Raw genomic sequence first — 25,928 nt, 5'->3', positions numbered from 1 at the left:
ATGAAACGCAAAGACAAAATTGCCGTCTCCGTTATTGCTGTATTTGCCGTCGGCGTGCTGGTTTACCTGGTCGCCCCGGGCGTACTGGGCAGCAAGCACCAGAGCACCAACGACGCCTTCGTCGCGGCTGATTTCACCCTGGTCGCCCCCCGCGTTGCCGGTTTCATCAAGGAAGTGCTGGTGGAAGACAACCAGCGTGTCAAAGCCGGGCAACTGCTGGCGTTGATCGACGACCGCGATTTTCGCGCCGCCGCCCAGGCCGCCGATGCCGACACCCTGGTCGCCCAGGCCCAGCTGAAAAACGCCAGTGCGACCCTGGAGCGTCAAAGCTCGGTGATCGCCCAGGCCCAGGCCACCGTCGCAGCAGATCGCGCCGAAGTCGCCTTCGCCGAACATGAACTGAACCGCTACAACCACCTCGCCGGCGTCGGTGCCGGCACCGTGCAGAACGCCCAGCAAGCCAAGACTCGCATCGACCAGGCTACCGCGCGCCTGGCCAAATCCACCGCCGTGCTGGCCGCCGAACGCAAGCAGGTGGAGATCCTCACCGCCCAGCGTGACGCCGCCGAAGGTGGACTCAAGCGCGCCCAGGCCGCGCTGGAAATGGCCAGTTATCAGCTGTCTTACACGCGCATTGTCGCACCGGTGGACGGCATGGTCGGTGAACGTGCGGTGCGGGTCGGCGCCTATGTGACACCGGGCAGTAAAATCCTTGCGGTCGTGCCGCTGTCTGAAGCCTATGTGGTGGCCAATTTCCAAGAGACGCAACTGTCGCATATGCACGCGGGGCAAGCGGTGCAAGTCAGCGTCGACAGCCTTGACGGAGAACTGCTCAAAGGCCATCTGGAAAGCCTGGCGCCAGCCACGGGGGTGACCTTTGCCTCGGTCAAGCCCGACAACGCCACCGGCAATTTCACCAAGGTGGTGCAGCGTATTCCGGTGAAGATCGTGCTTGAGCCGAACCAGCCACTGACCGAGCGCCTGCGTGTTGGCATGTCGGTGGAAGCCAGCGTCGATACCCGGCCCGTCGCGCAACAACGTGAGGTGGCCCAGCAATGAGACACCTCGCCTGGCTCACCTTGAGCCTGATCAGTCTGAGTGCCTGCACCGTCGGCCCGGATTTCCAGAGGCCCCAGGGCCCGCAGATCAATCAGTGGAGCGAACCCCAGGGTCGCCAGGCCGCCAGCCGCGCCGTCAGCGACCCTTTGCAGGAGCGCTGGTGGGACGTGTTCCACGATGCGCAGCTCTCAGCCCTAACGCGTCGCGCCCTCAACGATAACCTTGACCTGAAACTAGCCAGCAGTCGCCTGCAACAAAGCCGCGCGATCCGCCAGGTGAGCACGGCCGAGCGCTACCCCAACATCGATGCCGGCGGTGCCTACCAACGCAAGCGCAACAGCGGCAAAGGCTTGAACGATCCTTCCGGCGAGAACGGCCGCTCGGCCTTCAACCAATGGGACATGGGCTTTTCGGCATCCTGGGAGCTGGACTTCTGGGGCCGGGTAAAGCGCGAGACCGAGGCCGCCGACGCCACGCTGGAAGTTGCCGAAAATGACCGTCGCGCCGTGTTGTTGTCGGTGCTGGCCGAGACTGCCCAGGACTATATCCAACTGCGCGGTGTCCAAAACACCCGCGCTGTCACCGAGCAAAACCTCGACGTTGCTCGCCACAGCCTCAAACTCTCGCAATTGAGGTTGGCCGACGGCGTGGCCACCGACCTGGATGTGGCCGAAGCCGCCGCTCAGGTCGCGGCAATTGAAGCGCGCCTGCCGGATCTGCAGCAGCGTCAGGACCAGTTGATCAACGCCCTGAGCCTGCTGATGGGCGAGCCACCCCAGGCGCTGTACGCGCAGCTGTCCAAAGACGCCCCTGTGCCGCAAACCCAGCGCCAGGTCGCGATCGGCCTACCCTCGGAACTCGCCGAACGCCGCCCCGACATCCGCCAGGCCGAAGCGCGCCTGCACGCCGCCACTGCCAGCATCGGCGTGGCCAAGGGCGACTTTTACCCGCGCATCACTCTGTCTGGCAGCCTGGGTTCCCAAGCCATGCAGCTCTCGGATTTCGGTTCCTGGGGTTCCCGCGCCTTTGCCTTCGGCCCGCAGTTGAGCCTGCCGCTGTTCAACGGCGGACGGCTGCAAGGGATGGTGGATTTACGGGAGGCCCAGCAACAGGAGGCGGCGCTGGCCTATCAGCAAACCGTGCTGCGTGCTTGGCATGAAATCGACGACCAGCTGACCCGCTACAACGCCAGCCAACTGCGCCGTGACAGCCTGGCTGAAGCCGTGCGCCAGAACCAGATCGCCCTCACCACCGCACAGCACCAGTATGTCGAAGGCGTGGCGGATTTCGTCAACGTACTCACCGTGCAGAGCGCGTTGCTGGCGACCCAGGAACAGTGGGTGGAGAGTTCCACCGGCGTGTCATTGGCCATGGTCGGGCTGTACAAAGCGCTGGGAGGAGGGTGGGAGTCGGTGTACCCGTTGCAGACCGCTGGGCGCTGAGCGACAAAGAGTTTTTGTCAGTCGCCAAATAAGATGTAATGATAATTGCTCTCAATAACACTTCTGAGCTTTTCATGGGCATCGCGACTGACGGCCAGCAACAGCTTCACATCCTGTACCGCGACCATCACGGCTGGCTGCAAGGCTGGTTACGAAAGCGTCTAGGCGACCGCGAACACGCCGCCGACGTAGCGCAGGACACCTTCCTGCGCCTGCTGGTTTCCGGTCGTTTCCCGGGCGACAAGGAAAGCCGCAGCTATTTGGCGCAGATCGCCCGCAACCTGGTGATCGACCAATGGCGCCGCCTGCGTATCGAGCGCGCTTACCTGGAAAGCATCGCGCACCTGCCCGAACCCGAGTCGCCGTCCCTGGAAACCCGTGCGCTCATTCTCGAAACCCTGATGCAGATCGACGCCATGCTCGACCGCATGCCCGACAAGGTGCGCCGTGCGTTTCTGCTGTCGCAGTTCGAAGGCTTGAGCTATGCGCAAATCGCCGAGCACCTGGGCGTCACCGTCAGCTCGGTGCAGAAGTACATGACCCGCGCCATCGTCGCCTGTTACCAGGTGGTCTACGAAGAATGACACACGACGCGCCCATCGCGCCGGCGATTGTCGAGCAAGCCAGTGAGTGGTTGATGCTGCAATGGGGCGGCGAACTGCAAGGGGAACAACGCCAGGCATTTGCCCAATGGCAGGCGGCCGACCCGGAACACCGCCGCGCCTGGCAGCGCTTGCAGCAACTGCAATATACCCTCGGCGGCGTACCCGCCGACAGCGCTCGCGCAGTATTGCGCGACTCTGCGGATACCCAGCGCCGTGCCGCGCTCAAACTGCTCGGCCTGCTGATGGTGGCCGGCGGCAGCGGCTACCTGGTGCAACGCAGCGAACCCTGGCAAGCGGCCTTCGCAGAACTGCGTACCGCCACGGGCGAAATTCGCCATATGACCTTGAGCGACGGCACGCAACTGGACCTCAACAGTGACAGTGCCGTAGACCTGCGCTTCAGTGCCTCCGAGCGGCGTATTCGGCTGATCCGTGGCGAAGTCCTGTTGACCAGCGGCCACGATGCCTCGCGCCCGTTGATCGTCGAAACGCCTGCCGGTGACGTGCAGGCGTTGGGCACACGTTTCGCGGTACGTGAACTGCCCGACGGCAGCCGTGTGGATTTGTACGAAGGTCGCCTGCGGGTCACGCCGTTGCAGGGCGCGTCTGTGCATATGCAGGCGGGGGACAGCCTGTGGTTCAACGCGCGCCAAAGCACCGCGTTGCCGACGGTGAGCACCAATGCCAGCAGTTGGACCGAGCATCGTCTGGTTGCCGAGCGCCAGCCGCTGGGTGAGTTCGTGGCGCAGCTGAGTCGCTACCGCCCGGGCCTGTTGCGCTGTGATCAAGCGGTGTCGAAGCTGCTGTTGACGGGCGTGTTCCCGCTGAACGATACCGATGCGATCCTGGCGGCCTTGGAGCGTTCATTGCCCGTGCAAGTGCAGGCGGTGACCCGTTACTGGGTAACGATCAAGGCGCGGGTCTGAAAATACTTTGTACAGGGCTTGTCGGTTTCTGCGACCCGTTCGGGATACCTCTTGAAAGCCAATCAAGAAGCGTTCTCACGGGGAGTCCTGCCATGTCGCACCACCCAATCCAACCTTTGGCCCGCGCGCTGCGTCGTGGCCTGTTTGCCGGCCTGCTGGCAACAGCTCCTGTACTGCCGAGCATGGTTCAAGCCGAAGAAAGCAGCGAAGCGCTGCGCAGCTATGACATCCCGGCGGGCAACCTCGACCAGGCGTTGAACCGTTTCGCCAGTGCCTCGGGCATCCTGCTGTCGGTTGACGCTACGCTCACCGAAGGCAAGCGTAGCGCCGGCTTGAAAGGGCGTTACGGCGTAGGTTCGGGGTTGCAGCGCTTGCTGGCGGGCAGCGATTTGGCGGCTGTGCAGTCCCAGGGCGGTTGGTCGTTGCAGGCCACTTCCGGCGACGGGGCATTGCAGTTGGGCGCGACCCAGATCAGCGGCCGGCAGGAGCAGGAAAGCGCCTGGGGCCCGGTGGACGGCATCGTCGCCAAGCGCAGCGCTTCGGGCAGTAAGACCGACTCGGCGCTGGTGGAAATCCCCCAGACCATCAACGTGATCACCGCCGCCGAGATCAAGGCACGTGGCGCCCAGAGTGTCACCCAGGCGTTGCTCTATACCCCCGGCATGAGCGCTGGTGGTTTTGCCGACCGAGTCAAATTGTTCGATGAGCCGACTTCACGCGGCTTCTCGCCCACGCCGCTGTACCTGGACGGCCTGCACCTGCCTTATGGTGGCGGCAGCACGGGCGGCGCGTTGCAGATCGAGCCGTATTCCCTGGAGCGCATCGAGGTGCTCAAGGGCCCGGCTTCAGTGCTTTACGGCCAGAACCAGCCGGGCGGTATCGTCAATATGGTCAGCAAGCGCCCCAGCGAAACGCCGATACACCAAGTGGTGCTGGAAGCCGGCACCTACGAACACAAAAGCGCCGCCATCGACCTGAGCGGCCCGCTGGATGAGGAGGGGCAGTTCCTCTACCGCCTGACCGGCCTGGCGAATGACGCGCAAGACGAAATCAATTACGTCGAAAACAAGCGCCAGTTCATCGCCCCCAGTTTCACCTGGCGTCCCAACGACGACACCAGCCTGACCCTGTTCGCCCAGTACCAGAAAGACAAAGGCGTGCCCGAAGCCCAAGGCCTGCCGGCGTCCGGCACGCTGTGGGACAACCCCAACGGCAAGATCAAGCGCGATGTGTTTATCGGCGAGCCGGGCGTCAACCAGTACAACCGCGAGCAATACGTGCTGGGCTACGAAGTTTCCCATCGCCTCAACGACATCTGGACGCTCAAGCAAAACGCCCGTTACGCCGAGGTCGACGACCGCTATACCGCGCCCTTGCACGGCTACCGCTTCGTCGCCAACCCAAACACCGGGGTGCAGGACCAACGCTATCTGCAGCGCTTCGGCGTGGACTGGTCGCAGACCAATAAAGTGTTCGGCGTGGACAGCATCGCCCAGGCTGAATTCGACACGGGCGCGTTGTCCCATACCTTCATCGCTGGCCTGGACTACTACCATTCCAACTCGCAGTTTCATGGCCTGTATGACCGCAATCCGCCGATCATCGACCTGTTCAAACCGGTGTACGGCCAGCGCTTGAACTTCGGTCAACCCTACCGCTGGGACCGCACCATTACCCAGACCGGTCTGTATCTGCAGGACCAGATCAAGCTGGATAAATGGGTGCTGGTACTCGGTGGCCGCTACGACTGGGCGAATGTGGTGAACAAGGAGCCAATACAGGACACCCGCTTTGCCAGCAAAGACCAAGCATTCACCGGCCGTGCGGGCCTGGTGTACCTGTTCGATAACGGCGTGTCGCCCTTCGTCAGCTATTCGGAATCCTTCCTGCCGCTGGCCGGCACCGATGCGAACCGAAAACCGTTTGAGCCGTCCACCGGCAAACAATACGAAGTCGGCGTGAAGTACCAGCCACCTGGCCAAAAGAGTTTTATCCAAGCCTCTGTTTACCAACTGGACCAGGACAATGTGCTGACCACCAACCCGGTAGACACCACCTTCAGTACCCAAAGTGGTGCGATGCGCTCGCGGGGTGTTGAACTGGAAGCCAAGGCCGTCTTGAGTGACGCCTGGGAAGTGGTTGCCTCAGCCGCACGCAATGACATCAAGTACACCAAGGACAACGACGGCCGCCAAGGTCGCCACCCGGCCGGCATTTCCCCACTCACCGCCTCGATGTGGGTCAACTACACCGTGTTGGGTGACACGCCGCTGGCCGGCCTGGGTGCGGGCCTCGGCGTGCGTTATGCCCGTCAAAGCCTGGGTGACTACTACGAAGGCGCCTTTAACGTGCCGTCCTACAGCGTCTACGATGCGAGCCTGAGTTACGACCTGGGTGCCTCGCCACTCAAGCTCAAGGGCGTGAAACTGGCGATGAACGTGCAGAACCTCACCAACAAGACCTACGTCTCGCAGTGCACCAGTGATTTGGATTGCTACTACGGGGAAGGACGCACGGTGGTATCGAGCCTGACGTACGATTGGTAACTAAGCGTTTACGTGACATTTGCCGCGGCGCGCACCCGTCAAGGGGGCGCTCTGTTGCCGCCCTACACGAGGTCGACTGCAAACCGGGTACACACATTGGAAAGCATGCGCACATCGGCACCGCTACAGCCTGCCGCTTCGAAAAAGCCGGAGGCTTCTCGCACGACGGCATACATATCCGTGACGATGGCCCTTGCTTCCTCCGCCCCCAACCCAAAACGTTCAGGCGTACTCAGCAAATTGCTGACAGACGATACCCTGCCTTCATTCCCGATGATCAACGCCTGCAAGCCTAGTTGCGTGGGGTGGGGCAGCACGTCAAATACTGGCGCAAGGGAATAGCCCGAGGCGCTGGTCAGCAGCAGTCCGGTTTGTTTCAGGTGGTCGTCGCTATTGCCGATCAGCACATTGAAGGCCATACGCTTGTAAAGCTCACGCATGTCAAAGGTGGCATCGTCGCAGACCTTCTTCAACACATCGGCGATTCTGGAATAGGAAACGGCACCGTCAGCCGCATCAACCCGCATTCTCGGCTTCTCAGTGCTTACCAAAGAGTTGCAGCTGACATAGTGCTCGCGACCAGCGCCTTCATGTCGGTCAAAACGCTCGACCATCAAAACCGGTTTGCCGGCGACCTCTACCAACTTGTGCCCGGCTGCGGGTAGACCTGCCGCATCCGCCATTTGAAGGCTGGCAAATTCAGCACGTGGTTGATCGAAAACATCGTCGCTACGGCCGAATTTAGCAATCCATTCCTTGCCTTCATGAGTCACGGTGACCTTCGGCCTGGCGCCGCCCATGGAGCTTCCAAACTCGAATAGCCGTGCGATTTCCACGGGCAGGTGGACGTCACCCTTCTCGACTCGATCAAGGCCCACCATGATTTTCTCAAGGTCTTCAAATTGCGGGGGTTGGTGCAGAGTCGGCAACAGGTTTCTTGACGCACTGAACAGCAGGCAGCCCACTCCCGCACCCCGCGAAGCAAGGAGCCATTCAACTTCGTTTTGTGGATGCTGTTTGTGGGTCGCCAGTAGAACACGCCGACCCCAATTGTCGGGCGTTGCGTCGTCGAGCACACCAAACATGCGTGTCGAGGAATACTGGTTAGGGGTCAGTGGCAGGCTAAGCGGGTCAATCGCAAATGCGTCGGGCCGCGCGAGCCAGCTGTTAGCGTAGCGAAAAACGAATCCATTCCCATGCATGGCCACTTCGCCCACTGGGACCGGGTCACCGACGCAGTGAGCTGAAAAGACAAAGGCATTACCAATCGGCTTCCAGGACATCGGATTCTCCTTCAGTGCGAATTCGCTCAGGCTCACGGGCAAGGCTCATGGTAATCCCAACCTGGTCAAGTTCTGGTGACGCAATGCTCGCCATACCTTCTTCCAGGTCCATCGCGCTAAGCACATTCATCAGCACGCCGAGGGATACGCCGGCCTCGCCCTGTCTCAGCCGCTGATACGTCTGCCGTGTAATGCCCGCCCGGTTGCATATGGTCGAGATTTTCAACCGGCGACGAATGCGGGCTATTTCGATACCGTTCCCGATACCTCTCATCAGTTCAGCGCTTCTCTCTGAGATATACCCTTTGTGGGGGTATGGCTTGCCTGTTTCATGCATGATATATCACCCCTTAAAGCAGTAAGGGCAACTTATATCATCCAAGTCGCTAAGACCACACGCAAGAAAACCGGTTTGATAGACGGTTTTTTCCATGTTTGGAAGATTCAAGGGTTCTGCAAAAACACCACATACCCCCGAAACCACTCATTCCCTTGCAAATACCCTGGCGCCTCCCACTCGCCGCCTTGAATCAAACCGATCTTGAACGGAACTCCCATTCGGTTCATCCGTGGCAGGTACGCCGCGTAATCCGGGATGCTGTGCCGTCCTTGATACGTCTGCACCACCACTTCGTCCACCACGCCTTTGAGCTGGGCGATGGCGGCCGGGTCGGCGTTGCTGCTCCAGTCCATCAGGCCGGTGATGCTTAACCGCAGGTCGGCAGGCAGGCGTCGGCGCAGGTCGCGCAGGAAGTCGGCGTATTCGTGCAGGTACTGGGTGCGGGCGTCAAAGTCGATCTGGATGCCGATCACAGGGTTACCCGCGTCGCGCCAGCGTTGCACCTGGCCGAGCAGTTGGGTGTAGACCTGTTCCGGCCAGTGCAAGGTGTGGGCGCGGTAGACCACCCAGATTTCGCCGTGGCTAATGCGTGGCACGCTGATGCCTTGGGCGATCAATTGCACGCCGCGCTGGGGCGCGCGACGGGTGGAGTTGATCTGGCCTTGCAGGATGTACAGGGTTTTTGCCTGCTTGATCACTGGCTGCGGCGTGACACCACTCCACAGCCAGAAAGCGTCATAGTCGCGGGCGTCGACGGCGCCGAAAGCCGGGCTTGCCAGCAACAACAAGCCCAGCCACAGCGACTTCACCAGTAGTACTGCAGCGATTTGCCCCACTGGGTATCGGCAAAACCGGTTTTGAGTTGGCGGAACCAGGCTTTGCGCACCGCTGGCGCAACATCTTCGCCGCCGCAGCTGTTGTAGCCGGCCGGCGCGTAGCAGTTGATGGCGCGGAACAACGCGTAGGCCTTGTCGGTTTTCGGCGCCTTGGCGTTGGCGATCACCTGTTTGTAGCCGTCCAGGCGCGAGAAGGTTTCACCCTTGAAGTCCGAGTCGGTACTGCCCAGGCTGCCGGCGGCGCGCGGTTGTTCCAACGGCATGCCGTCCAGGCCGTTGCGCAGGATGAATTCACCGAAGCAGTTCAGCGCGTGCGGGTTTTTGGCCTCGTTCTGCAAGGTCGTCGCGGTTTGCGCGATGCTTGGGCAGGCGTAGCCGGATTCGGCCTTGTCGCCGTTCCATTGGAACAGCTTCAAGGTTTGGCCGCTGGTATAGGTGTAGCCCAGGCTGGTGCCGAGTTTGTCGTCAGAGAGCGAGGCCTGCTTGAGGTCATCGGCGAAGGTGGCGTACTGGCCGAGCAGCAGGTCTTTGTAGAGGAGCACGAATTGCGCGCTCTGACGCTCGATCGGGTCGCTGGCGTTGGCGATCTGCTGGCGCAGTAGGTCGGGGCCGGCGACGTTGCGCAGCAGGATGTAGCGCACTTGCTTGGCGCTGATCGGCGAGTCGGCAGCGAACACCTTGGCCAATTGGCCGCTGCGCTCGTAGTTCATGGCCAGGGCCAGCTCCAGTTGGTCGCGTTGCAGCGGTTGCTTGGCCAGCGGTAGCAGTTGCAGCCACAGGGCTTCGGCGGCCTTCCAGTCCTGCTTGGCCTCCAGGGCGAGGGCGCGCAGGGTCTGTTGGCTGAAGGCGAAGTAATCCAGGCTCGATGGCACATCCGCCGGCAGGTGCTTCAAGGCCGCGTCGGGTTGGTGTTCGACGTACAGGGCATAGCTCGCTTGCAGGAAGTCAAACAGCGCCGGCTCAGTGACGAAGGTGCTCTTTTGCTTATCCAGGTCTTCGCGGCTCAACAGCGGCGGGGTGTGAGCGCGCATCGCCATCAGGTCGCTGACCACTTGCAGCATCGGGCTGTTCGCCGCTTGGTTGCCGACCATCAACAACTTGAGGTCAGCCTCTTCCACCAGTTCGTCCACGCTCACATTGCGCTGGGCGTCGGTGGCCTCGGTGAATTGCCAGGTGAAGTCTTCGGCAAGCTTGGCGTCGTCGTTCGCCAGCCAATGCACGCGGCGCAGCAGGCCACGGGCGGATGCAACGTAATCGCCCTGTGGATAATGTTTCAGGTAACTGAGAAAACCTTCTTCGGCATCGCTCAAGGCCGACTTATCCACATGCTCGCGTTGCGGCATGCCGTATTCGTCGAATGCTTCGGCCTGGGCCTGATTCAGCGACGTACGCGCAGTCATGTACAGTGCCGTTTCCTTCAGCCATGGCACATCGCTGGTGGCAGCAGCGGCGAACCCGCGCTCGGCATAATCGAAGCGCCCGCTATAGAAATCGCCGGCGGCCTGCAAATAGGTGCGGAACAACTGGGCGTTGGCCGACGGGGTCAGCTGCGCGTCCACTACCTGACGGCTCCAATCACAGGTGGTCAGCAACTGCAGGCGTGCTTTTACCAACACATCGCGCTCGGCGGGCGGCATCTGGGCCTTGATCACCTGGCTGATAAACGCCGTGGCGCTGTCATCGTCATTGCTGCGGCAGCGGCTGCCTTCGCCATTCAGGAAGGCTTCGCCTGCGGTCTTGTACTCCTCGCGCTTGATGCCCAGGGGCTGGAGCAGCGTGTCGAGTTCGGCTGTGCGTGAATCGTCAGCCTTGTTGTCAGGCTCCTCATTCGTGGCCGGAACCGGCACCAGGCGGTACACCGGAAACGGCACCGGGCCGAACCCTTGCGCCAAATCGTCTTCGCCTAAGGCATTGGGGGCCAGGGGCGCGGCTTTTTTGTCGGCCAGCAACAGGCGCAGGTTCACCCGGCTGTCGTTACCAGGGCTGAGAAACGGCTGGTTGCTGCACGGTTCGTAGCTGTCACGCGATACCCGCCAGTCGGGGTAGCACGAGTCGTCAGAACTGGCCTGGGCCGGTAGGGAAAAACCGGCCAACAGGGCCAGGGCCAGAGGTGACAGCAAACCGATGCGCATAACGTTTCCTTGATCCTGAGTCCTTGGAGAAGGGGCAATAATAGCCTGATCCGACGAGTGCTTCGCTGAAGGCCTACACAAATTGCTGATTTGTCCGATTCCAGCGGCGAGGCCAGGGCTTTTGGCCTAGAGTGGCGGTGTTTGCGCATAGGCAAGCAGGGTCATGCCGGGAGAATTTGAGGTGCGTCGGTCTGTGGTAGAGCAAAACGAAAAAGTTGGAGCATTACCGACCTTCCATCGCTTGACCTGGGAAGGTGCCGGCTGGCTCAGCCGTCTGTGGTGGGTACCGATCCTGGCGCTGGCCATGGCCCTGCGGTTTTACCACCTCACCTCGGCGGCGATCTGGGGCGACGAAGGCTCAAGCCTGTTACTCAGCGAATACGCCCTGGCCGACCTGTGGTTTCACGCGGCCCATGATGTGCACCCGCCGCTGTATTTCTTGCTGCTGCGCGGTTGGATCGAGGTGTTCGGCGATAGCATCGGCTCGATTCGCAGCCTGAGTGCAATCCCCGGTGTGGCCGTAGTGGGCCTGGGCATCTGGCTGACACGGCAACTGTCCACCCGACGCGCGGCCGTGCTGGCGGGCATCCTGCTGGCGCTGTTGCCGACGGCGGTGCGCTACAGCCAGGAAGTGCGCATGTATTCGCTGCTGGGCGTGTGGTTAATGGGCGCCACGCTGGCGCTGGTGTACTGGGTGAGGCAGCCTGAACGCGCGCGTTATTTGGCTGTGTATGTGCTGTTGATGAGCGCCGGGTTCTATACCCACTACTTCACCGCGCTGTGCGTGCTGGTGCATTGGGCGTATCTGGGATTGCAGGCGCCAGCTCAACGCTTGATTACGCGACCTGCCTGGTGGGCCGCCAACATAGCGATAGTGTTGTTGTATTTGCCCTGGCTGCCCAACCTGCTGGACCTGGTGCAGCACGTCGAACAGCTCAAAGTCGGCGGCGACATTGGTTGGGAAGAGCCGGTCAATCTGCTGTCGCTGCCGTCGATGGTCTGGCAGTTCCTGTTGCAGGATGACGGTCTTGGCCTGTGGTCGCCGCTGTTCTGGCTGTTCCCCCTGCTGCTGGCCGTGGTGGTTGTTCTGGAGGCCTGGCGCAACCGCGCGGCGCGCCTGCCGGCACTGTTTTGCCTGCTGCCGCTGCTGCTGGTCTATGGCGTGTCCTTTATCTCGCCAGTGTTTATCGAGCGCTACCTCACGGTGTATGCGTTAGGCCTGCCGATAGTCCTGGCACTTGCCATCGACCGTTTGCCGTCCCGTTTGTCCTGGCTGGGCGTGGCGTTGTTCGCACTGTTTGTTGGCGTAGAACTGTTGGGGTTAAAGAACAACTTCGAGGTAGATGAGCACGACCAATTCAACGTGCCGGTGGAGTTCGTCAATCGCAATTACCAGGAAGACGACCGCATCGTCCTCAGCGACATGATGTGGTACCTCAGCTACGTGTACTACGACGAAACTGACGCCCAGTTGCAGCTCCACACCCCGCCCAAACCCGACGGCACGTCGACCCGGCCAAATGCCTACGGCTTCGGCACCCTGGTAGATCAGGATGGCGGGCGCATCTATCTGGATTCTTTATCGGCATTACCGGCCAATACCCGGCGCGTATGGCTGATCAGCAGCAATGAAGCACCGGACGACTTCGCCCCGCTCCCCGAAGGTTGGCGCGAGCTCAGTCGCCAGGACGGCGGTGGCGCACGGGCGCGTCTGTTCGTGCTGTGCAAGGTGCCGGCGCCGCAACCTGAGGGTTGCCGCTAGACTCGATTAACCCTTCTCTATCAGGAGCTCATCATGGAATCGCCAGTGCATAGCTTGCCGTCGTTGTTCAAACAGCTTGGGTTGGAAGATGACCCGGTCAGCATTGATCAGTTTGTGGCCGCTCATTCGCCGCTCAAGCCGGAGTTGAAATTGGCGGAGGCGTTCTTCTGGACAGATAGCCAGAAGGCGTTTTTGCGTGAGGAAACTCTGGAGGATGCGGATTGGGCGGAGGTGGTGGATGAGTTGAACCTGATGTTGCGGGGTGGGCGAGGGGTGCAAAAAACTTAGCCGTTACGCTAAAACTTGAAAAAATCTGGGCTTTAATCGCTTCAGTGAGGTTTTTCTGAGGTTACGCGATGTGTTTGGTCGGTTATGCCCATCTCCATCAGTCCCTTGGGCTGAAAAATAGCCCGGGCATCCGACGCTGATCCAAATGTGGGAGGGGGCTTGCTCCCGATGAGGGCGTGTCAGTAAATGCATCTGTGGCTGGCCCATCGCAATCGGGAGCAAGCCCCCTCCCACATTCGTTCTGCAGTGTTGCTGCTGAATCGCTCCACCCATCGATAAATTGTTTCAAAACTTGACGGTTCTTCCTCCCTCCACCATATTAATAGTTAGCAAACTAACTGTATGCGAACTATCCAGTGTCTCAATCCCTCGAACAACTTCAGATGAACCTGAGCAGCAGCATGGTGGTGGGCGCCCGTAACTGGCGCAAGATCTGCCAGACCACGCTGGTCAGCTATGGCATCTCCGAAGCCTGCGCCGTGCCGTTGTTGATGATTGGCCGCCTGGGTGACGGTGTGCACCAGGTCAAAGTAGCCCAGGCCTCCGGCATGGAGAGCCCGTCACTGGTGCGCCTGCTCGATCGGCTGTGCGGCGACGGCTACGTATGCCGCACCGAAGACATCCACGACCGCCGCGCCAAGGCCCTGAGCCTCACCGAGCGCGGCCGTGAGCTGGTGCAGGCGGTAGAAGCCCAACTGGTTCGCCTGCGCAAGGAAGTCCTTGTGGATATCGCGCCCACCGACCTGGAAGCCGCACTGCGCGTGCTGCGCGCCTTCGAAGCGGCCGAGGCTGTGGCGCCTTGAACGGATTTTTTACCGGCTTCCCGCCCGCCCGCGACTGGTTCTACGGGGTCCGCACGTTCGCCGCGTCGATGATTGCGCTGTACATCGCCATGCTGATGCAAATGCCGCGTCCGTACTGGGCGATGGCTACCGTGTATATCGTCTCCAGCCCGTTTGTCGGGCCCACCAGTTCCAAGGCTTTGTACCGCGCCATTGGCACCTTTATGGGGGCAGCGGCGGCGGTGCTGTTTGTGCCGATGTTCGTGCAGTCGCCTTACCTGTTGGTGGTGGTGATCGCGTTATGGACGGGCACCTTGCTGTTCCTCTCCATGCACCTGCGCACGGCCAATAATTACGCCCTGATGCTGGCCGGCTATACCTTGCCGCTTATCGCCCTGCCAGTGGTGGATAACCCCCTGGCGGTGTGGGACGTGGCCGAAGCGCGTACCGAAGAAATCTTCCTTGGCATCGCGGTCGCAGCGGTGGTGGGCGCAATGTTCTGGCCACGGCGCCTGATGCCGGTGTTCGATGGCTCGGTGGCCAAGTGGTTCAGCGATGCTCAGGTCTATAGCCAACGCTTCCTCACCCGCCAGATTGACCCTGAAGCGGTCAGCAACCTGCGCGGCGGCATGGTTGCCACCTTCAACACCCTTGAGTTGATGATCGGCCAGTTGCCCCACGAAGGCGCGCGGCCGCAAACGGTGCGCAACACCAAAGAACTGCGCGGGCGCATGATTCATCTGCTGCCGGTAATCGACGCGCTGGATGACGCGGTGTACGCCATCGAGCATCGCGCACCGGAGTTTCTCGACCGGCTCAAACCGTTGCTGGAGGAAGCCAACGCCTGGCTGCAAAGCACCACTGAACAAGCGCCCCTGGAACGCTGGCGTGTGCTGCGTGACCAGATCGACGCCGCCCAACCCCAGGGCGAAGCGCTGGATGACCGCCACACGTTGCTGTTCTCCAACGCCCTGTACCGCCTCGGCGAATGGGTCGACTTGTGGCAAGACTGTCGCAGCCTGCAAGCCGCCATCCAGTGCGAGAGCCAGGACACCTGGCGCGCCGTCTACCGCCACTGGCGCCTGGGCCGGCTCACGCCATTTCTCGACCGTGGGCTGATGTTCTACTCGGCGTTCTCCACCGTGACCGCGATCATCGTCGCCTCAGTGCTGTGGATCCTGCTGGGCTGGACCGATGGCGGCAGCGCCGTGATCCTGGCCGCCGTCGCCTGCAGCTTCTTCGCTTCGATGGATGACCCGGCGCCGCAGATCTACCGGTTCTTTTTCTGGACCGCCATGTCGGTGCTGTTTGCCAGCCTGTATCTGTTCCTGGTGCTGCCCAACCTGCATGACTTCCCGATGCTGGTGCTGGCCTTCGCCGTGCCGTTTATTTGCATCGGCACCCTTACGGTTCAGCCACGCTTCTATCTGGGTATGTTGCTGACGTTGGTCAATACGTCGTCCTTCATCAGTATCCAGGGCGCCTATGACGCGGACTTTCTCAACTTCGCCAACGTCAACCTGGCCGGGCCCGTGGGGCTGCTGTTCGCGTTTGTGTGGACCTTGATCGCCCGCCCCTTCGGCGCTGAATTGGCGGCCAAGCGCCTCACCCGTTTCAGCTGGCGCGACATCGTCAGCCTCACCGAGCCTGCCACCCTGGCCGAGCACCGGCACATGGCTGCACAAATGCTCGACCGCCTGATGCAACACCTGCCGCGCCTGGCGCTCACCGGGCAGGACACTGGCATCGCTCTGCGCGACCTGCGCGTGGCGCTGAACCTGCTCGACTTGCTGGCCTACTCGCCACGCATCCTCGGTGTGCCACGGGTATTGCTCAACCAGGTGGTGGAGGGCGTGGGCGGTTACTTCAAGGCCTGCCTGAAGGCGGGTGAACGCTTGCCCGCGCCCAGCGGTCTGCTGATGACCCTGGACCGCACGCGCCGCGCCCTCAACGGCCAGGGCCTGCAAGACGAAGACGACACCCGCCTGCACCTGCTGCACGCCTTGGCCGGCCTGCGCCTGGCGCTGTTGCCTGGTGTGGAATTCATTGGCGGCACGGAAATGGAAGCGCCGCTACCCGATGGAGCGCCTTTATGATCGGTGATCTGGATATCAGCGGGGTGTTCCTGCCCACGCTGCTGGTGCTGATGGGCATTACCTATGTGTTGTTTCTGGTGGTGCACGGGCTGTTGACGCGCATGCACTTCTATCGCCTGGTCTGGCACCGGGCATTGTTCAATGTGGGGCTGTACGCGCTGTTGCTGGGCGCGGTGGACTCACTCAGTCGATATTTGATGACATGAAAAAACCTTTTTTGACTATCGGCCGTGTCGTCCTGACGTTGTTGATCGTGAGTTTCGCGGTCGTCGTTGTGTGGCGCATGGTCATGTACTACATGTTTGCGCCCTGGACCCGTGACGGCCACATCCGTGCCGACATCGTGCAGATCGCCCCGGACGTGTCCGGGCTGATCCAACGCGTGGACGTGCGCGACAACCAGTTGGTGACCAAGGGCCAGGTGCTCTTCGCCGTCGACCAGGACCGCTTCAAGTTGGCCCTGCGCCAAGCCCAGGCCGCCGTGGCCGACCGCCAGGAAACCCTGGCCCAGGCCCAGCGCGAGTACAAGCGTAACCGTGGCCTTGGCAACCTGGTGCCCAGCGAGCAACTGGAAGAGAGCCAGTCCCGCGTCGCCCGCGCCCAATCGGCCCTGGCCGAAGCGCAAGTGACGGTCGACTCCGCCCAACTCAACCTCGACCGCTCGGTGATTCGCAGCCCCGTGGACGGTTACGTCAACGACCGTGCGCCGCGTACCCAGGAGTTCGTCACCGCCGGGCGCCCGGTGCTGTCGGTGGTGGACAGCAATTCCTTCCACATCGACGGCTACTTCGAAGAGACCAAGCTCGACGGCATCCACGTCGGCATGGGCGTGGACATCCGTGTGATCGGCGACAACGCGCGCCTGCATGGCCACGTGCAGAGCATCGTCGCCGGTATCGAAGACCGCGACCGCAGCAGCGGCTCCAACCTGTTGCCCAACGTCAACCCGGCGTTCAGCTGGGTGCGCCTGGCCCAGCGGATCCCCGTGCGCATTGCCTTTGACGATGTGCCGGCGGACTTTCGCATGATCGCCGGGCGCACGGCGACGGTGTCGATCATCGACGACAAGGTCAAAGACGGGGACAAACCATGAAGCGGCTTCTGGCAACCGCTTCCCTGGGGTTGTTGCTGTCGGCCTGCCAAGTGGTGGGGCCCGATTACAAACTGCCGGAACAGGCCGCAGTCAACCGTGGCGACCTGCAAGGGCCGATCATGGGCGAGGGCAGCAATGTGGTCTCGGCGCCGGTGCCGGCCGATTGGTGGAAGCTGTACAAAGACGCGCGCCTGGACCAGCTGGTGCAACAGGCCATGGCCTCCAACACTGACCTGCGCGTGGCCGCCGCCAACTTGCAGCGTTCGCGTTACCAGGTGCAGCAAGCCGAATCCGCTGGCGGCTGGAGTGCCGGCGTCAAGGCCGAGGCCCAGCGTTTGCAAGAATCTGGCGAGGCCTTCTTGCTGCCGGACAAAGTCCCGGTGGGCAATATCGGTAGCGTCGGGATTACCACGTCCTATCAATTCGACCTGTTCGGCACCTTGCAGCGTGGCATCGAAAGCGCCCAGGCCAGCGCCGATGCCACTCAGGCCGCGGCGGATATCGCCCGCATTACTCTGGTGGCCGATGTGGTGCGTTCCTATACCCAGGTATGCGCGGCCAACGAAGAACTGGCGATTGCCAACGAGTCCCTCGACCTGCAAGCCCAGAGCACCAAACTGACCCAGCGCCTGCGAGATGCCGGGCGCGGCGATGAGACCCAGGTGACTCGCTCGCAAACCCAATACAAATCCCTGCGCGCCGACATACCGCGCTATGAAGCCTCGCGTCAGGCGGCGCTGTTCCGGCTGTCGATGTTGCTGGCCAAACCTGTCGACCAACTGCCAGCCGGCACGGGCACCTGCGCCGAGCTGCCGCATATCGCTCAACTGCTGCCGGTAGGCGACGGCGCCACGCTGCTCAAACGCCGGCCTGATGTGCGCCAGGCTGAGCGCCAGTTGGCTGCCGCGACCGCACGTATCGGCGTGGCCACCGGCGCGCTGTACCCGGATATCAGCATCGGCGCCACGATCGGCACCGTCGGCTTGCTGGAAAACCTCGGCACGCCTGCCACCAACCGCTGGGGCTTTGGCCCGATGATCAGCTGGACGGTACCGACCAACGGTGCCCGCGCCCGCGTGCATGAAGCTGAAGCCGCGACCCAGGGCGCCCTGGCCCACTTCGACGGCGTGGTACTCAACGCCATCCGCGAAACCCAGACCGGCCTGGCGCAATACACCGCGGTGTTGCAGCGCCGCGACGCCCTGGCCGAAGCCGAACAGTCGGCGAAAGAGGCGGCAGGCCAGACCCACCGCTTCTTCCAGGCCGGCCGCGAGTCGTTCCTGGCCGACCTGCAAGCCACGCGCACCTACACCGATATGCGCGCGCAATTGGCGGCGGCCAACACCCAGGTTGCCATGAGCCAGATCGATCTGTTCCTGGCCCTGGGCGGCGGCTGGGAAAGCGGACGAACGCAAGGGGTAAAACCCGGCAAACCGTGAGGTGATTGCTATGCTTTGTCAGGTGAGGCGCCGTGACGTCTCACCCGACAAAGCTCGCGTTTGCTCATGGGGATTCCAATAATGAAAAACCCTTATGCTCCCGCTTTCTGGTGCGTGCTCTTCGCACTGGTATTGTTATCGGCCGCGTATTTCTACGGTGTCATGCTCGCCCATCAACTCGACAAGGCCATGGTGTTCCTGGACAGCGCCTGCCTGGTGATCGGCACCTTGTCCATCGGCGTGGTGGCCTGGGCGTCGTATCAAAACCAGCGGGTGAAGAAAAAGCTCCTCGAGCAAGGCAAGACCCGCGTGGCGATCTGGGACACCAAGGTTGCCCTGCGCCGCGTCGAAACCGTATTCGACCGTTATTTCTGGGGCAGCTACTGGCAGCCGGGGCGCACGTTCCAGGAGGTCATGGGCGACCTCACCGGCACGCCGCTGGAAAAAAGCCTCGAAGTCCTGAAAAAACAGTGCGTACTGCTGGATCGACAGGTCGCAGACGGTAGGCACTGGCTGGATAACGCGCGGGAATTGTCCGATGTCGCCACGCAAATGGCCCGCGAGCGCTACCAGCTGGACTTTTGCGACCCCAAGGCCGACACCCCCGGCAATGCCGTGATACACCGCGAGTTCGAGGTGTTGGTGTACACCTGGACCGCACGCTTGAGGAGTTTTGATCACCAGTTGGATGAAGTCGAACAGGAGTACTCCTGAACTCCTGCTGAACTGATCCCTCTGAAAGGCTGGGCCGTTTACGCCCGCCAGTGCTAATCTTCCCCAGCCTTTGGCCACACGGGCCACGACTGTAGGGGCGAGCTTGCTCGCGAAAGACGCCAACGATAACGCGTGCATTTTGGATAAACGCGGTGCCTATGCGTTCTTCGCGAGCAAGCTCGCTGCTACAGGAACCCCTTCGGGGTTCAAGGAAGACAGCCCACTTCTCACAGGATTTGATCAGGTCACTTCATGAATAAGCCAGCCGTTGTTTTCTTGGGTTTTGTTGTCGCCGTCGGCGCCGTCAGTGCGGGCGGTGCCTGGTACACCGGTAAACAACTGGAGCCGGTCCTGCAAACCGCTATCCAGAGTGCCAATAAAGAACTGCAGACCTCCATGGCCGGCGTCGATGGCAGCGTGACCCTGGAGCTGGTGTCCCTGGACCGTGGCGTGTTCAGCAGCACCGCGCACTATCGCCTCAAAGGCCAAGGCAGCGTGTTCGGCGAAGACAACCCGAACCCCGAATTGCTGTTCGTCGACCATATCGAACACGGCCCGCTGCCGTTCTCGCGCCTGGTGACGCTCAAGTGGCTGCCGGTCATGGCCACCAGTCACTACGAACTGGAAAAGAACCCCACCACCGAAAAATGGTTCGCCGCCAGCAAAGACGTGTCGCCGCTCAAAGGCGTGGCGAATATCGGCTATAGCCGCTCGGTCAGTGGCAACGTCGAATTGCTGCCCCTGGAATTCAAGGACGCCACCTCCTCGGTGAGCTTCTCCGGCGCCAACCTGAACTTCGACAGCAGCGCCGAAGGCCAGAAGGTCAAGGCCGAAGGCTTTATGAACAGCCTCAAAGTTGCCGCAGTGGACGCCGAAGGCGCACCGTTCGAAGCGGAACTGGCCGGCCTGACCGTGGCCAGCAACCTGGAAAAAACCACCTTCGGTTTCTACACCGGCCAGAACACCGTGGAGCTGACCGACACCAAGGTCACCTTCGGCCCGCAGAAAGCCGTGCTGACCCTCAAGGGTTTCGAGCAGAAAGACTCCAGCGAAACCAAGGACAACAACCTGGCTGGCCGCGTCGACTACAAGATCGACGAGATCGGCTATCAGGGCAAAGCGGTAGGCTCGGCCGCCATGGCCGTGAGCATGAAGAACGTCGACATCCCGGCGATGCTGGTGCTGACCAAGCTCTACCAGGACAAGATGCAACCGGTGCAAGCCGCCGCCGCTGCCGGTCAACCGGTGCCGGAGCTGCAAATGACCGAAGCCGAGCAAGCCCTGGCCGAAGCCAACGTCAACCAGGTGCTGGCCGCCAAGCCGCAACTGGCCGTGGAAAACCTGTCGCTCAAAACCACCCGTGGCGAAAGCAAGTTCAACCTGGTGGTGGACCTGGCCAAGCCGACGTCCATGGAGCTGCCGCCGGTTGAACTGGGCAAGCAGATGATTGCGCTGCTGGATGCCAACCTGACCCTGTCCAAGCCGATGATCAGCGACGTGGCAGCCCTGCAAGCCCAGGTGGGCGGCGTGACCGACCCGCAAGCCATCGAACAGCAATCGCAGATGGCGGCCGAGATGGTCAGCAGCATGGCGGTCGGCACTCAACTGGCGACCCTGGTGGGCACCGACGTGGTTTCCAAACTGCACTACGCCAACAACGAAGTGACCTTCAACGGCCAGAAGATGACCGTCGAGCAGTTCCTCAGCTTTGTGATGTCCAAAGCCGGTGCGGTCAGCGGCGCCCAATAAGCGTTGTAAATGCGGTAAAAAAATGTGGGAGCTGGTTTGTGTGGGAGCTGGCTTGCCTGCGATAGCATCGCCCCGGTCTGGCTCAACGACCGCGGTGCCTGCATCGCGGGCAAGCCCGGCTCCCACACAAACCCGGCTCCCACATTTGTTTTTTGTGAGGGCAAAAAAACGCGATCGTACAATTCTGAACAATTGTTCGAAATTGTGCTTCCCCCTACTTCCCTAAGAGATAGTTCCTCCAGGAAAGCTAGGTCGGGTCCCGAGACGCCGACACCCTGATGCGTTTCGCTCAGGACCATCTATCGTTAGGGCTTTCCGTGTGTAAGGAAGCTCACGATATGCTGCGAAACCTCCCCTACAGTGCTTCAGGCCGGTTGCGTCTGCTTATCGGGGCCGCCCTGTGCAGCCAATTGCTGGCCCCTGGCCTTGCGTTTGCCGATCCCGCCTACGATGCCCTGATCATCCAGGCCCGCAACGGTCACTTCACACCGGCTCTGACCCAACTGCGCCAACTGTCTGCCGAACGCCAAACCCCAGGCCAGGTCAGTGACCACCTGGTGATTGCCGGTTGGGCCGGGCAAGACGACGAAGTGCTCAAGGTGTACGAAGCACAAGGCAAGCACCGCAACCTCACCACCCAGGCACTTGCCACGGTGGCGCGCACCTATCGCGATCAAAAACAATGGGCTCAGGCCGAAGCGGTCTATCGCCAGGCGCTTTTGCGTGAGCCGAATAATATCAACCTGCAATTAGGCCATGCCCTCACCCAGGCCGATGGCGGCAAAGCCAACGAGGCGGTGCAACGCTTGCGCACGATGGTGGCGGCGCAACCCAATGACCCGGACCGCCGCATGGCCCTGGGTTATGCGCTGACACGCGCCGGCTTGAATTACGACGCCTTGTTCGAGTTCGACCAAGCCTTTATCCGTGCCGGCGACAAGCCGGAAGTGGCCCGTGAATACATCGTCGCCCTGCAAAAGGCTCGCCTGCCGGAAGCCGCCCTGCGCTTGTCGGCCAGGCGCCCGGGCCTGGTGGATGCAGTCACCCAGCGCCGCCTCGAAGGCGACCTTGCCGCCGAGCGTGTGCGCATGGCCGAGTTCGCTACGCGTACCGAAAAAGAACGCTACGTCATCGCCGATCGCGCCCTGCAGGATTACGACAAGCTGATCAGCCGTTGGGCCCCGGACGCCACTGCTCACGACGACGTCGTGCGCTGGCGTATCGACCGGCTTGGGGCACTCAAGGCCCGGGCACGCACTGCTGAGGTGATTCGCGAATACGAAGTGCTCACCGCCCAAGGCGTGCAGTTGCCGACCTACGCCGTGCGCTGGGTCGCCGCATCCTACCTCGACCAGCGCCTGCCGGAAAAAGCCGCGCCGCTGTATCGCCAGGCGCTGACTGCAGCGGATGCCGACGTCGGTGATCATGTCAAGGACAGCACCGCCCTGTTCTACGCCTTGTTGGAAAACGATCAGGTGGATGAGGCGCGTGCGGTCGCCACGCAGCTGGCCAGCACCGAGAAACCTCGGGTTGAACTCAAGGGTTTGCCTATCGGCAACCCTAACGACGAATGGATGGACGCCCAGCAATTGGCGGCCCAGGCCGGTACCTATGGCGCCGACCTGAATGCCAGCGAACAAGCCCTGGAAAACCTGGGGAGCAAAGCCCCCGGCAGCATCGGTGTACGTTTGGCACAGGCAGAAATGTACCGTGCCCGTGAATGGCCGAGACGCGCTGAAGACTCGCTCAAGGAGACCGAAAACCAGAGCCCCCGTGACATTGGGGTGGAAATGTCCCAAGGCTTCACCGCGTTGGACCTGCAGGAATGGCGGCAACTGGACCTGCTTACCGATGACGTCGTTGCCCGCGCCCCGGACAACCGCCAGGTACAGCGCCTCAAACGCTTGCGCGACGTCCACGACATGGCCGAAGTGCGGGTGGAAGCCTACACCGGTAAAAGCTTCGGTGGCGGCAACAACCAAGAGGCCGGCGCGGTGTCGGGAAGTCGTGACTGGGGCATAGAAAGCGTGATCTACACCCCGCCCATCGACGAGGACTGGCGCCTGTTCGCCGGTGTCGGTTATGGCACTGCCGATTTCGCCGAAGGCACCGGCCATCACCGCTGGCAGCGTGTGGGCGTGGAGCGGCGCACCCGCGATATGACCATCGAAGCCGAAGTGTCCAACCACTCCTATGGCGATGGCGCCAAACAAGGCGCGAGCGTGTCGATCGCCCGCGACATCAACGACCACTGGCAGTACGGCGGCAGCCTTGGCTACCTGCTCAACACCACACCGTTGCGGGCGTTGAATGAAGGTGTCACGGCCAACGGCGGCAGTGGTTTTATCCGCTGGCGCGCCAACGAAAGCCGCGAGTGGAAACTGGCCGTCAGCCCGTCCCATTTCAGCGATGGCAACGACCGCGTCGAAGCCTTGCTCACCGGCCGCGAAGGCATCTACAGCTCGCCCAAAGTGCAAGTAGAGCTGGGCCTGGAAGTTGGAGCCAGCCGCAACAGCAAGGAAGACACGATCTACTTCAACCCCAAGTCCGACTTCAGCGTGTTGCCCACCGTCAACGTCAACCATGTGCTTTATCACCGCTACGAAACCCAGTGGAGTCAGCAGTTCCAGCTCGGTGCGGGTACCTATAGCCAAAAGGATTACTCCACCGGCGGCGTCGGCTTGATCGGGTACGGCCAACGCTTTCGCTGGAATGACGTGCTGGAAGCCGGCGCCAACCTGAGCCTGGTCAGCCGACCTTACGACGGCGAGCGCGAACGCGATTTGCGCCTGCTCCTGGACCTCACTTACCGTTTCTAGAAGAGCCTGACCATGACCCTCCTCAGCCGTTTTTTTCTGGTCCTGGGTGTAATGCTGGCCGCCGCATGCGCCCAGCAACCCGCGCCATTCGTTCCACCTGCCGAGCGGCCGACACTGGCCAGCGAAGCGCCGTGGCCGAAGAACCATTTCCTCGGCATTGCCTACCACGACGTCTCGGACAACGACCCTGACCAGGCCGTGGTGGCGGTGCGTACCGAGCGCTTGATCGAGCAATTGGCCTGGCTGCGCGAGAACGGTTACCAGGCGGTCAGCGTGGATCAAGTCCTTGCTGCGCGCCGGGGCGGGCCGACACTGCCGCCCAAGGCCGTGATGCTCAGCTTCGATGACGGCTATTCCAGCTTCTACACCCGCGTGATGCCGATCCTGCGGGCCTACAATTGGCCGGCCGTGCTGGCGCCGGTGGGCAGTTGGATCGACACGCCGCTGAACCAGCCGGTGGACTTCGCCGGTACGCCACGGGCACGGGGCGACTTCCTGACCTGGCAGCAGATTCGTGAAGTGTCCCGATCGGGCCTGGTGGAAATCGCCGCCCATACCGACGCCAATCACAAAGGCATACTCGCCAATCCCCAAGGCAACCTCGAACCAGCGGCCACCACGCGCCGCTATGATCCGGCGACCGGTCGCTATGAAACCGAGGCGCAGTTCCAGGCGCGGATGCGTACTGACGTAGCAGCCATCTCCAATAAAATTCGTACCGTCACTGGCAAGGCTCCACGGGTGTGGGTATGGCCGTATGGCGCGGCCGATGGCACCACCCTGGCCGTGGTGGGTGAACACGGCTATGAGATGGCGCTTACGCTGGACGACGGGTTGGATGATTCCAACAAGTTGATGAACAGCCCGCGCTTTTTGGTGGCCTCCGACCCGGATGGTGAACACTTCGCCAGCAGCATGGTTTCGGTTCAGGCCAAGGCACCGTTGCGCGTCTTGCATGTGGACCTGGATCACGTTTATGACCCCGACCCGGTCCAACAAGCGCACAACCTCGATGTGCTGGTGCAGCGCGTGGTGGACATGGGCGCCGTCACGGTGTTCCTGCAAGCCTACGCCGACCCCAAGGGTGATGGCCTGGTGCATTCGGTGTACTTCCCCAACCGCCACCTGCCGATGCGCGCCGACCTGTTCAACCGCGTTTCCTGGCAGTTGCATACCCGTGCCCACGCCAGCGTGTTTGCGTGGATGCCGGTGCTCAGTTTTGCCCTCGACGCCAAGCTGCCACGCGTGACCCGCTGGGACCCGCAGACCGGCAAGGTTGCTACCGATCCGGATCAATACAAGCGCCTGTCGCCCTTTGATCCGAAAGTGCGGCAGCTCATCGGCGAGATCTACGAAGACCTGGCGCGTACCAGCAACAGTGCTATCGACGGCGTGCTGTATCACGACGATGCGCTGCTGAGCGACTTTGAAGACGCCAGCCCCGCCGCACTCAAGGCCTATGCTGCCCAGGGCTTGCCGGACAATATCGCTGCGCTGCGTGCCGACCCTGCAGTGATGCAGCGTTGGACTCGCTTCAAGAGCCGCTACCTGATCGATTTCACCAACGAGTTGACCGGCAAGGTCCGCGCTATTCGCGGCCCGCAGATACTCACTGCTCGCAATATCTTCGCCGAGCCGATGCTCAATCCCGGCAGCGAAGCCTGGTTCGCGCAGAACCTCGATGACTTCCTTAAGACCTACGACTGGACGGCGCCCATGGCCATGCCGCTGATGGAAGGTGAGTCGTTGAAAAACTCCAATGCCTGGCTGGAAAAACTGGTGGCCACGGTCAAGGCACGCCCCGGCGCATTGGAAAAAACCGTCTTCGAATTGCAAGCCAAAGACTGGCGCACCCCAGCCGCGCCGGATATCAGCGCTGAACAACTGGCGCAATGGATGGGTGTACTCAAACGCCAGGGCGTTACCAGTTTCGGCTACTACCCGGACAACTTCCTGGAAAACTCCCCGGACTTGAAGACCATACGTCCGGCCCTTTCCAACCAGTGGAACCCTTGAT

At 61.7% G+C, this 25,928-nt stretch carries 20 protein-coding genes; 16 read left to right on the top strand and 4 right to left on the bottom strand.

Going from position 1 to position 25,928, the window contains the following annotated elements:
• The 5 genes from ODQ19_RS11120 to ODQ19_RS11100 all read left to right on the top strand — a co-directional run bounded on the left by ODQ19_RS11120 (position 1) and on the right by ODQ19_RS11100 (position 6,578).
• Complete coding sequence (locus tag ODQ19_RS11120; RefSeq protein WP_116666396.1) at positions 1–1,059, top strand: HlyD family secretion protein; 1,059 nt, start codon at positions 1–3, stop codon at positions 1,057–1,059.
• On the top strand, positions 1,056–2,501 hold the full coding sequence (locus ODQ19_RS11115; RefSeq protein ID WP_330210046.1) for an efflux transporter outer membrane subunit: 1,446 nt from the start codon (positions 1,056–1,058) through the stop codon (positions 2,499–2,501). Before ODQ19_RS11120 ends, ODQ19_RS11115 begins: the two co-directional genes overlap by 4 nt.
• 74 nt (positions 2,502–2,575) lie before the next feature.
• Complete coding sequence (locus ODQ19_RS11110; RefSeq protein WP_330210045.1) at positions 2,576–3,085, top strand: sigma-70 family RNA polymerase sigma factor; 510 nt, start codon at positions 2,576–2,578, stop codon at positions 3,083–3,085.
• A complete protein-coding gene (locus tag ODQ19_RS11105) occupies positions 3,082–4,032 on the top strand; it encodes a FecR domain-containing protein (protein WP_330210044.1) in 951 nt (316 codons plus the stop codon). The genes ODQ19_RS11110 and ODQ19_RS11105 overlap by 4 nt, the downstream gene beginning before the upstream one ends.
• A 92-nt stretch (positions 4,033–4,124) precedes the next feature.
• Positions 4,125–6,578 carry a TonB-dependent siderophore receptor gene (locus ODQ19_RS11100; protein WP_330210043.1) on the top strand — a complete coding sequence of 818 codons (2,454 nt, stop codon included), beginning with the start codon at positions 4,125–4,127 and terminating at the stop codon, positions 6,576–6,578.
• 62 nt (positions 6,579–6,640) lie between these two features.
• Here ODQ19_RS11100 and ODQ19_RS11095 read toward each other — a convergent pair whose 3' ends face one another.
• From ODQ19_RS11095 to ODQ19_RS11080, 4 genes are all read right to left on the bottom strand, one after another.
• The gene (locus ODQ19_RS11095) at positions 6,641–7,861 is read right to left on the bottom strand and encodes a type II toxin-antitoxin system HipA family toxin (RefSeq protein WP_330210042.1); all 1,221 of its coding nucleotides are present in this window, start codon (positions 7,859–7,861) and stop codon (positions 6,641–6,643) included.
• On the bottom strand, positions 7,839–8,198 hold the full coding sequence (locus ODQ19_RS11090) for a helix-turn-helix domain-containing protein (protein ID WP_330210041.1): 360 nt from the start codon (positions 8,196–8,198) through the stop codon (positions 7,839–7,841). Before ODQ19_RS11090 ends, ODQ19_RS11095 begins: the two co-directional genes overlap by 23 nt.
• Before the next feature lie 107 nt (positions 8,199–8,305).
• Positions 8,306–9,010: a DUF3142 domain-containing protein gene (locus ODQ19_RS11085; RefSeq protein WP_330210040.1), complete on the bottom strand. Its 705-nt coding sequence runs from the start codon at positions 9,008–9,010 to the stop codon at positions 8,306–8,308.
• Positions 9,007–11,169, bottom strand: a complete 2,163-nt coding sequence (locus ODQ19_RS11080; protein WP_330210039.1) for an outer membrane assembly lipoprotein YfiO — start codon at positions 11,167–11,169, stop codon at positions 9,007–9,009. Before ODQ19_RS11080 ends, ODQ19_RS11085 begins: the two co-directional genes overlap by 4 nt.
• A 181-nt stretch (positions 11,170–11,350) precedes the next feature.
• Between ODQ19_RS11080 and ODQ19_RS11075 the strand changes: the two genes are divergently transcribed.
• The 11 genes from ODQ19_RS11075 to pgaB all read left to right on the top strand — a co-directional run bounded on the left by ODQ19_RS11075 (position 11,351) and on the right by pgaB (position 25,927).
• Positions 11,351–12,931 (top strand): glycosyltransferase family 39 protein, encoded by a 1,581-nt coding sequence (locus ODQ19_RS11075; RefSeq protein ID WP_330210055.1) that lies wholly within the window; start codon positions 11,351–11,353, stop codon positions 12,929–12,931.
• A 33-nt stretch (positions 12,932–12,964) separates the two neighbouring features.
• Positions 12,965–13,219: a DUF2789 domain-containing protein gene (locus tag ODQ19_RS11070; protein ID WP_330210038.1), complete on the top strand. Its 255-nt coding sequence runs from the start codon at positions 12,965–12,967 to the stop codon at positions 13,217–13,219.
• A 383-nt stretch (positions 13,220–13,602) separates the two neighbouring features.
• On the top strand, positions 13,603–14,022 hold the full coding sequence (locus ODQ19_RS11065; protein WP_005783580.1) for a MarR family winged helix-turn-helix transcriptional regulator: 420 nt from the start codon (positions 13,603–13,605) through the stop codon (positions 14,020–14,022).
• Complete coding sequence (locus ODQ19_RS11060; protein ID WP_330210037.1) at positions 14,019–16,097, top strand: FUSC family protein; 2,079 nt, start codon at positions 14,019–14,021, stop codon at positions 16,095–16,097. The genes ODQ19_RS11065 and ODQ19_RS11060 overlap by 4 nt, the downstream gene beginning before the upstream one ends.
• Complete coding sequence (locus ODQ19_RS11055; RefSeq protein ID WP_003187469.1) at positions 16,094–16,303, top strand: DUF1656 domain-containing protein; 210 nt, start codon at positions 16,094–16,096, stop codon at positions 16,301–16,303. The genes ODQ19_RS11060 and ODQ19_RS11055 overlap by 4 nt, the downstream gene beginning before the upstream one ends.
• Positions 16,300–17,190, top strand: coding sequence for an efflux RND transporter periplasmic adaptor subunit (locus ODQ19_RS11050; protein ID WP_032878498.1), 891 nt, complete (start codon positions 16,300–16,302; stop codon positions 17,188–17,190). The genes ODQ19_RS11055 and ODQ19_RS11050 overlap by 4 nt, the downstream gene beginning before the upstream one ends.
• Positions 17,187–18,629, top strand: coding sequence for an efflux transporter outer membrane subunit (locus tag ODQ19_RS11045; RefSeq protein WP_330210036.1), 1,443 nt, complete (start codon positions 17,187–17,189; stop codon positions 18,627–18,629). Before ODQ19_RS11050 ends, ODQ19_RS11045 begins: the two co-directional genes overlap by 4 nt.
• Positions 18,630–18,710: 81 nt before the next feature.
• Positions 18,711–19,343, top strand: a complete 633-nt coding sequence (locus ODQ19_RS11040; protein ID WP_330210035.1) for an NADH:ubiquinone oxidoreductase subunit N — start codon at positions 18,711–18,713, stop codon at positions 19,341–19,343.
• A 252-nt stretch (positions 19,344–19,595) separates the two neighbouring features.
• Positions 19,596–21,092: a YdgA family protein gene (locus ODQ19_RS11035; RefSeq protein ID WP_330210034.1), complete on the top strand. Its 1,497-nt coding sequence runs from the start codon at positions 19,596–19,598 to the stop codon at positions 21,090–21,092.
• Between the two features lie 338 nt (positions 21,093–21,430).
• Positions 21,431–23,911 carry a poly-beta-1,6 N-acetyl-D-glucosamine export porin PgaA gene (gene pgaA / locus ODQ19_RS11030; protein WP_330210033.1) on the top strand — a complete coding sequence of 827 codons (2,481 nt, stop codon included), beginning with the start codon at positions 21,431–21,433 and terminating at the stop codon, positions 23,909–23,911.
• A gap of 12 nt (positions 23,912–23,923) precedes the next feature.
• Positions 23,924–25,927: a poly-beta-1,6-N-acetyl-D-glucosamine N-deacetylase PgaB gene (gene pgaB, locus ODQ19_RS11025; protein WP_330210032.1), complete on the top strand. Its 2,004-nt coding sequence runs from the start codon at positions 23,924–23,926 to the stop codon at positions 25,925–25,927.
• The last annotated feature ends 1 nt before the right edge of the window (position 25,928 follow it).

Origin of the sequence: Pseudomonas sp. AM4(2022), assembly GCF_036346515.1 — a bacterium.
Classification (GTDB): domain Bacteria; phylum Pseudomonadota; class Gammaproteobacteria; order Pseudomonadales; family Pseudomonadaceae; genus Aquipseudomonas; species Aquipseudomonas paracarnis.
Note: the sequence above shows the minus strand (reverse complement) of the source record. Positions and strands in the feature narration are given on the sequence as shown.

What these genes read in the sequence shown, in the direction of transcription:
- ODQ19_RS11120 (WP_116666396.1), top strand. Translation starts at nt 1, where the DNA reads ATGAAACGCAAAGACAAAATTGCCGTCTCCGTTATTGCTGTATTTGCC.
- ODQ19_RS11115 (WP_330210046.1), top strand. Translation starts at nt 1,056, where the DNA reads ATGAGACACCTCGCCTGGCTCACCTTGAGCCTGATCAGTCTGAGTGCC.
- ODQ19_RS11110 (WP_330210045.1), top strand. Translation starts at nt 2,576, where the DNA reads ATGGGCATCGCGACTGACGGCCAGCAACAGCTTCACATCCTGTACCGC.
- ODQ19_RS11105 (WP_330210044.1), top strand. Translation starts at nt 3,082, where the DNA reads ATGACACACGACGCGCCCATCGCGCCGGCGATTGTCGAGCAAGCCAGT.
- ODQ19_RS11100 (WP_330210043.1), top strand. Translation starts at nt 4,125, where the DNA reads ATGTCGCACCACCCAATCCAACCTTTGGCCCGCGCGCTGCGTCGTGGC.
- ODQ19_RS11095 (WP_330210042.1), bottom strand. Translation starts at nt 7,861, where the DNA reads ATGTCCTGGAAGCCGATTGGTAATGCCTTTGTCTTTTCAGCTCACTGC.
- ODQ19_RS11090 (WP_330210041.1), bottom strand. Translation starts at nt 8,198, where the DNA reads ATGCATGAAACAGGCAAGCCATACCCCCACAAAGGGTATATCTCAGAG.
- ODQ19_RS11080 (WP_330210039.1), bottom strand. Translation starts at nt 11,169, where the DNA reads ATGCGCATCGGTTTGCTGTCACCTCTGGCCCTGGCCCTGTTGGCCGGT.
- ODQ19_RS11070 (WP_330210038.1), top strand. Translation starts at nt 12,965, where the DNA reads ATGGAATCGCCAGTGCATAGCTTGCCGTCGTTGTTCAAACAGCTTGGG.
- ODQ19_RS11065 (WP_005783580.1), top strand. Translation starts at nt 13,603, where the DNA reads ATGAACCTGAGCAGCAGCATGGTGGTGGGCGCCCGTAACTGGCGCAAG.
- ODQ19_RS11055 (WP_003187469.1), top strand. Translation starts at nt 16,094, where the DNA reads ATGATCGGTGATCTGGATATCAGCGGGGTGTTCCTGCCCACGCTGCTG.
- ODQ19_RS11050 (WP_032878498.1), top strand. Translation starts at nt 16,300, where the DNA reads ATGAAAAAACCTTTTTTGACTATCGGCCGTGTCGTCCTGACGTTGTTG.
- ODQ19_RS11045 (WP_330210036.1), top strand. Translation starts at nt 17,187, where the DNA reads ATGAAGCGGCTTCTGGCAACCGCTTCCCTGGGGTTGTTGCTGTCGGCC.
- ODQ19_RS11040 (WP_330210035.1), top strand. Translation starts at nt 18,711, where the DNA reads ATGAAAAACCCTTATGCTCCCGCTTTCTGGTGCGTGCTCTTCGCACTG.
- ODQ19_RS11035 (WP_330210034.1), top strand. Translation starts at nt 19,596, where the DNA reads ATGAATAAGCCAGCCGTTGTTTTCTTGGGTTTTGTTGTCGCCGTCGGC.
- pgaA (WP_330210033.1), top strand. Translation starts at nt 21,431, where the DNA reads ATGCTGCGAAACCTCCCCTACAGTGCTTCAGGCCGGTTGCGTCTGCTT.
- pgaB (WP_330210032.1), top strand. Translation starts at nt 23,924, where the DNA reads ATGACCCTCCTCAGCCGTTTTTTTCTGGTCCTGGGTGTAATGCTGGCC.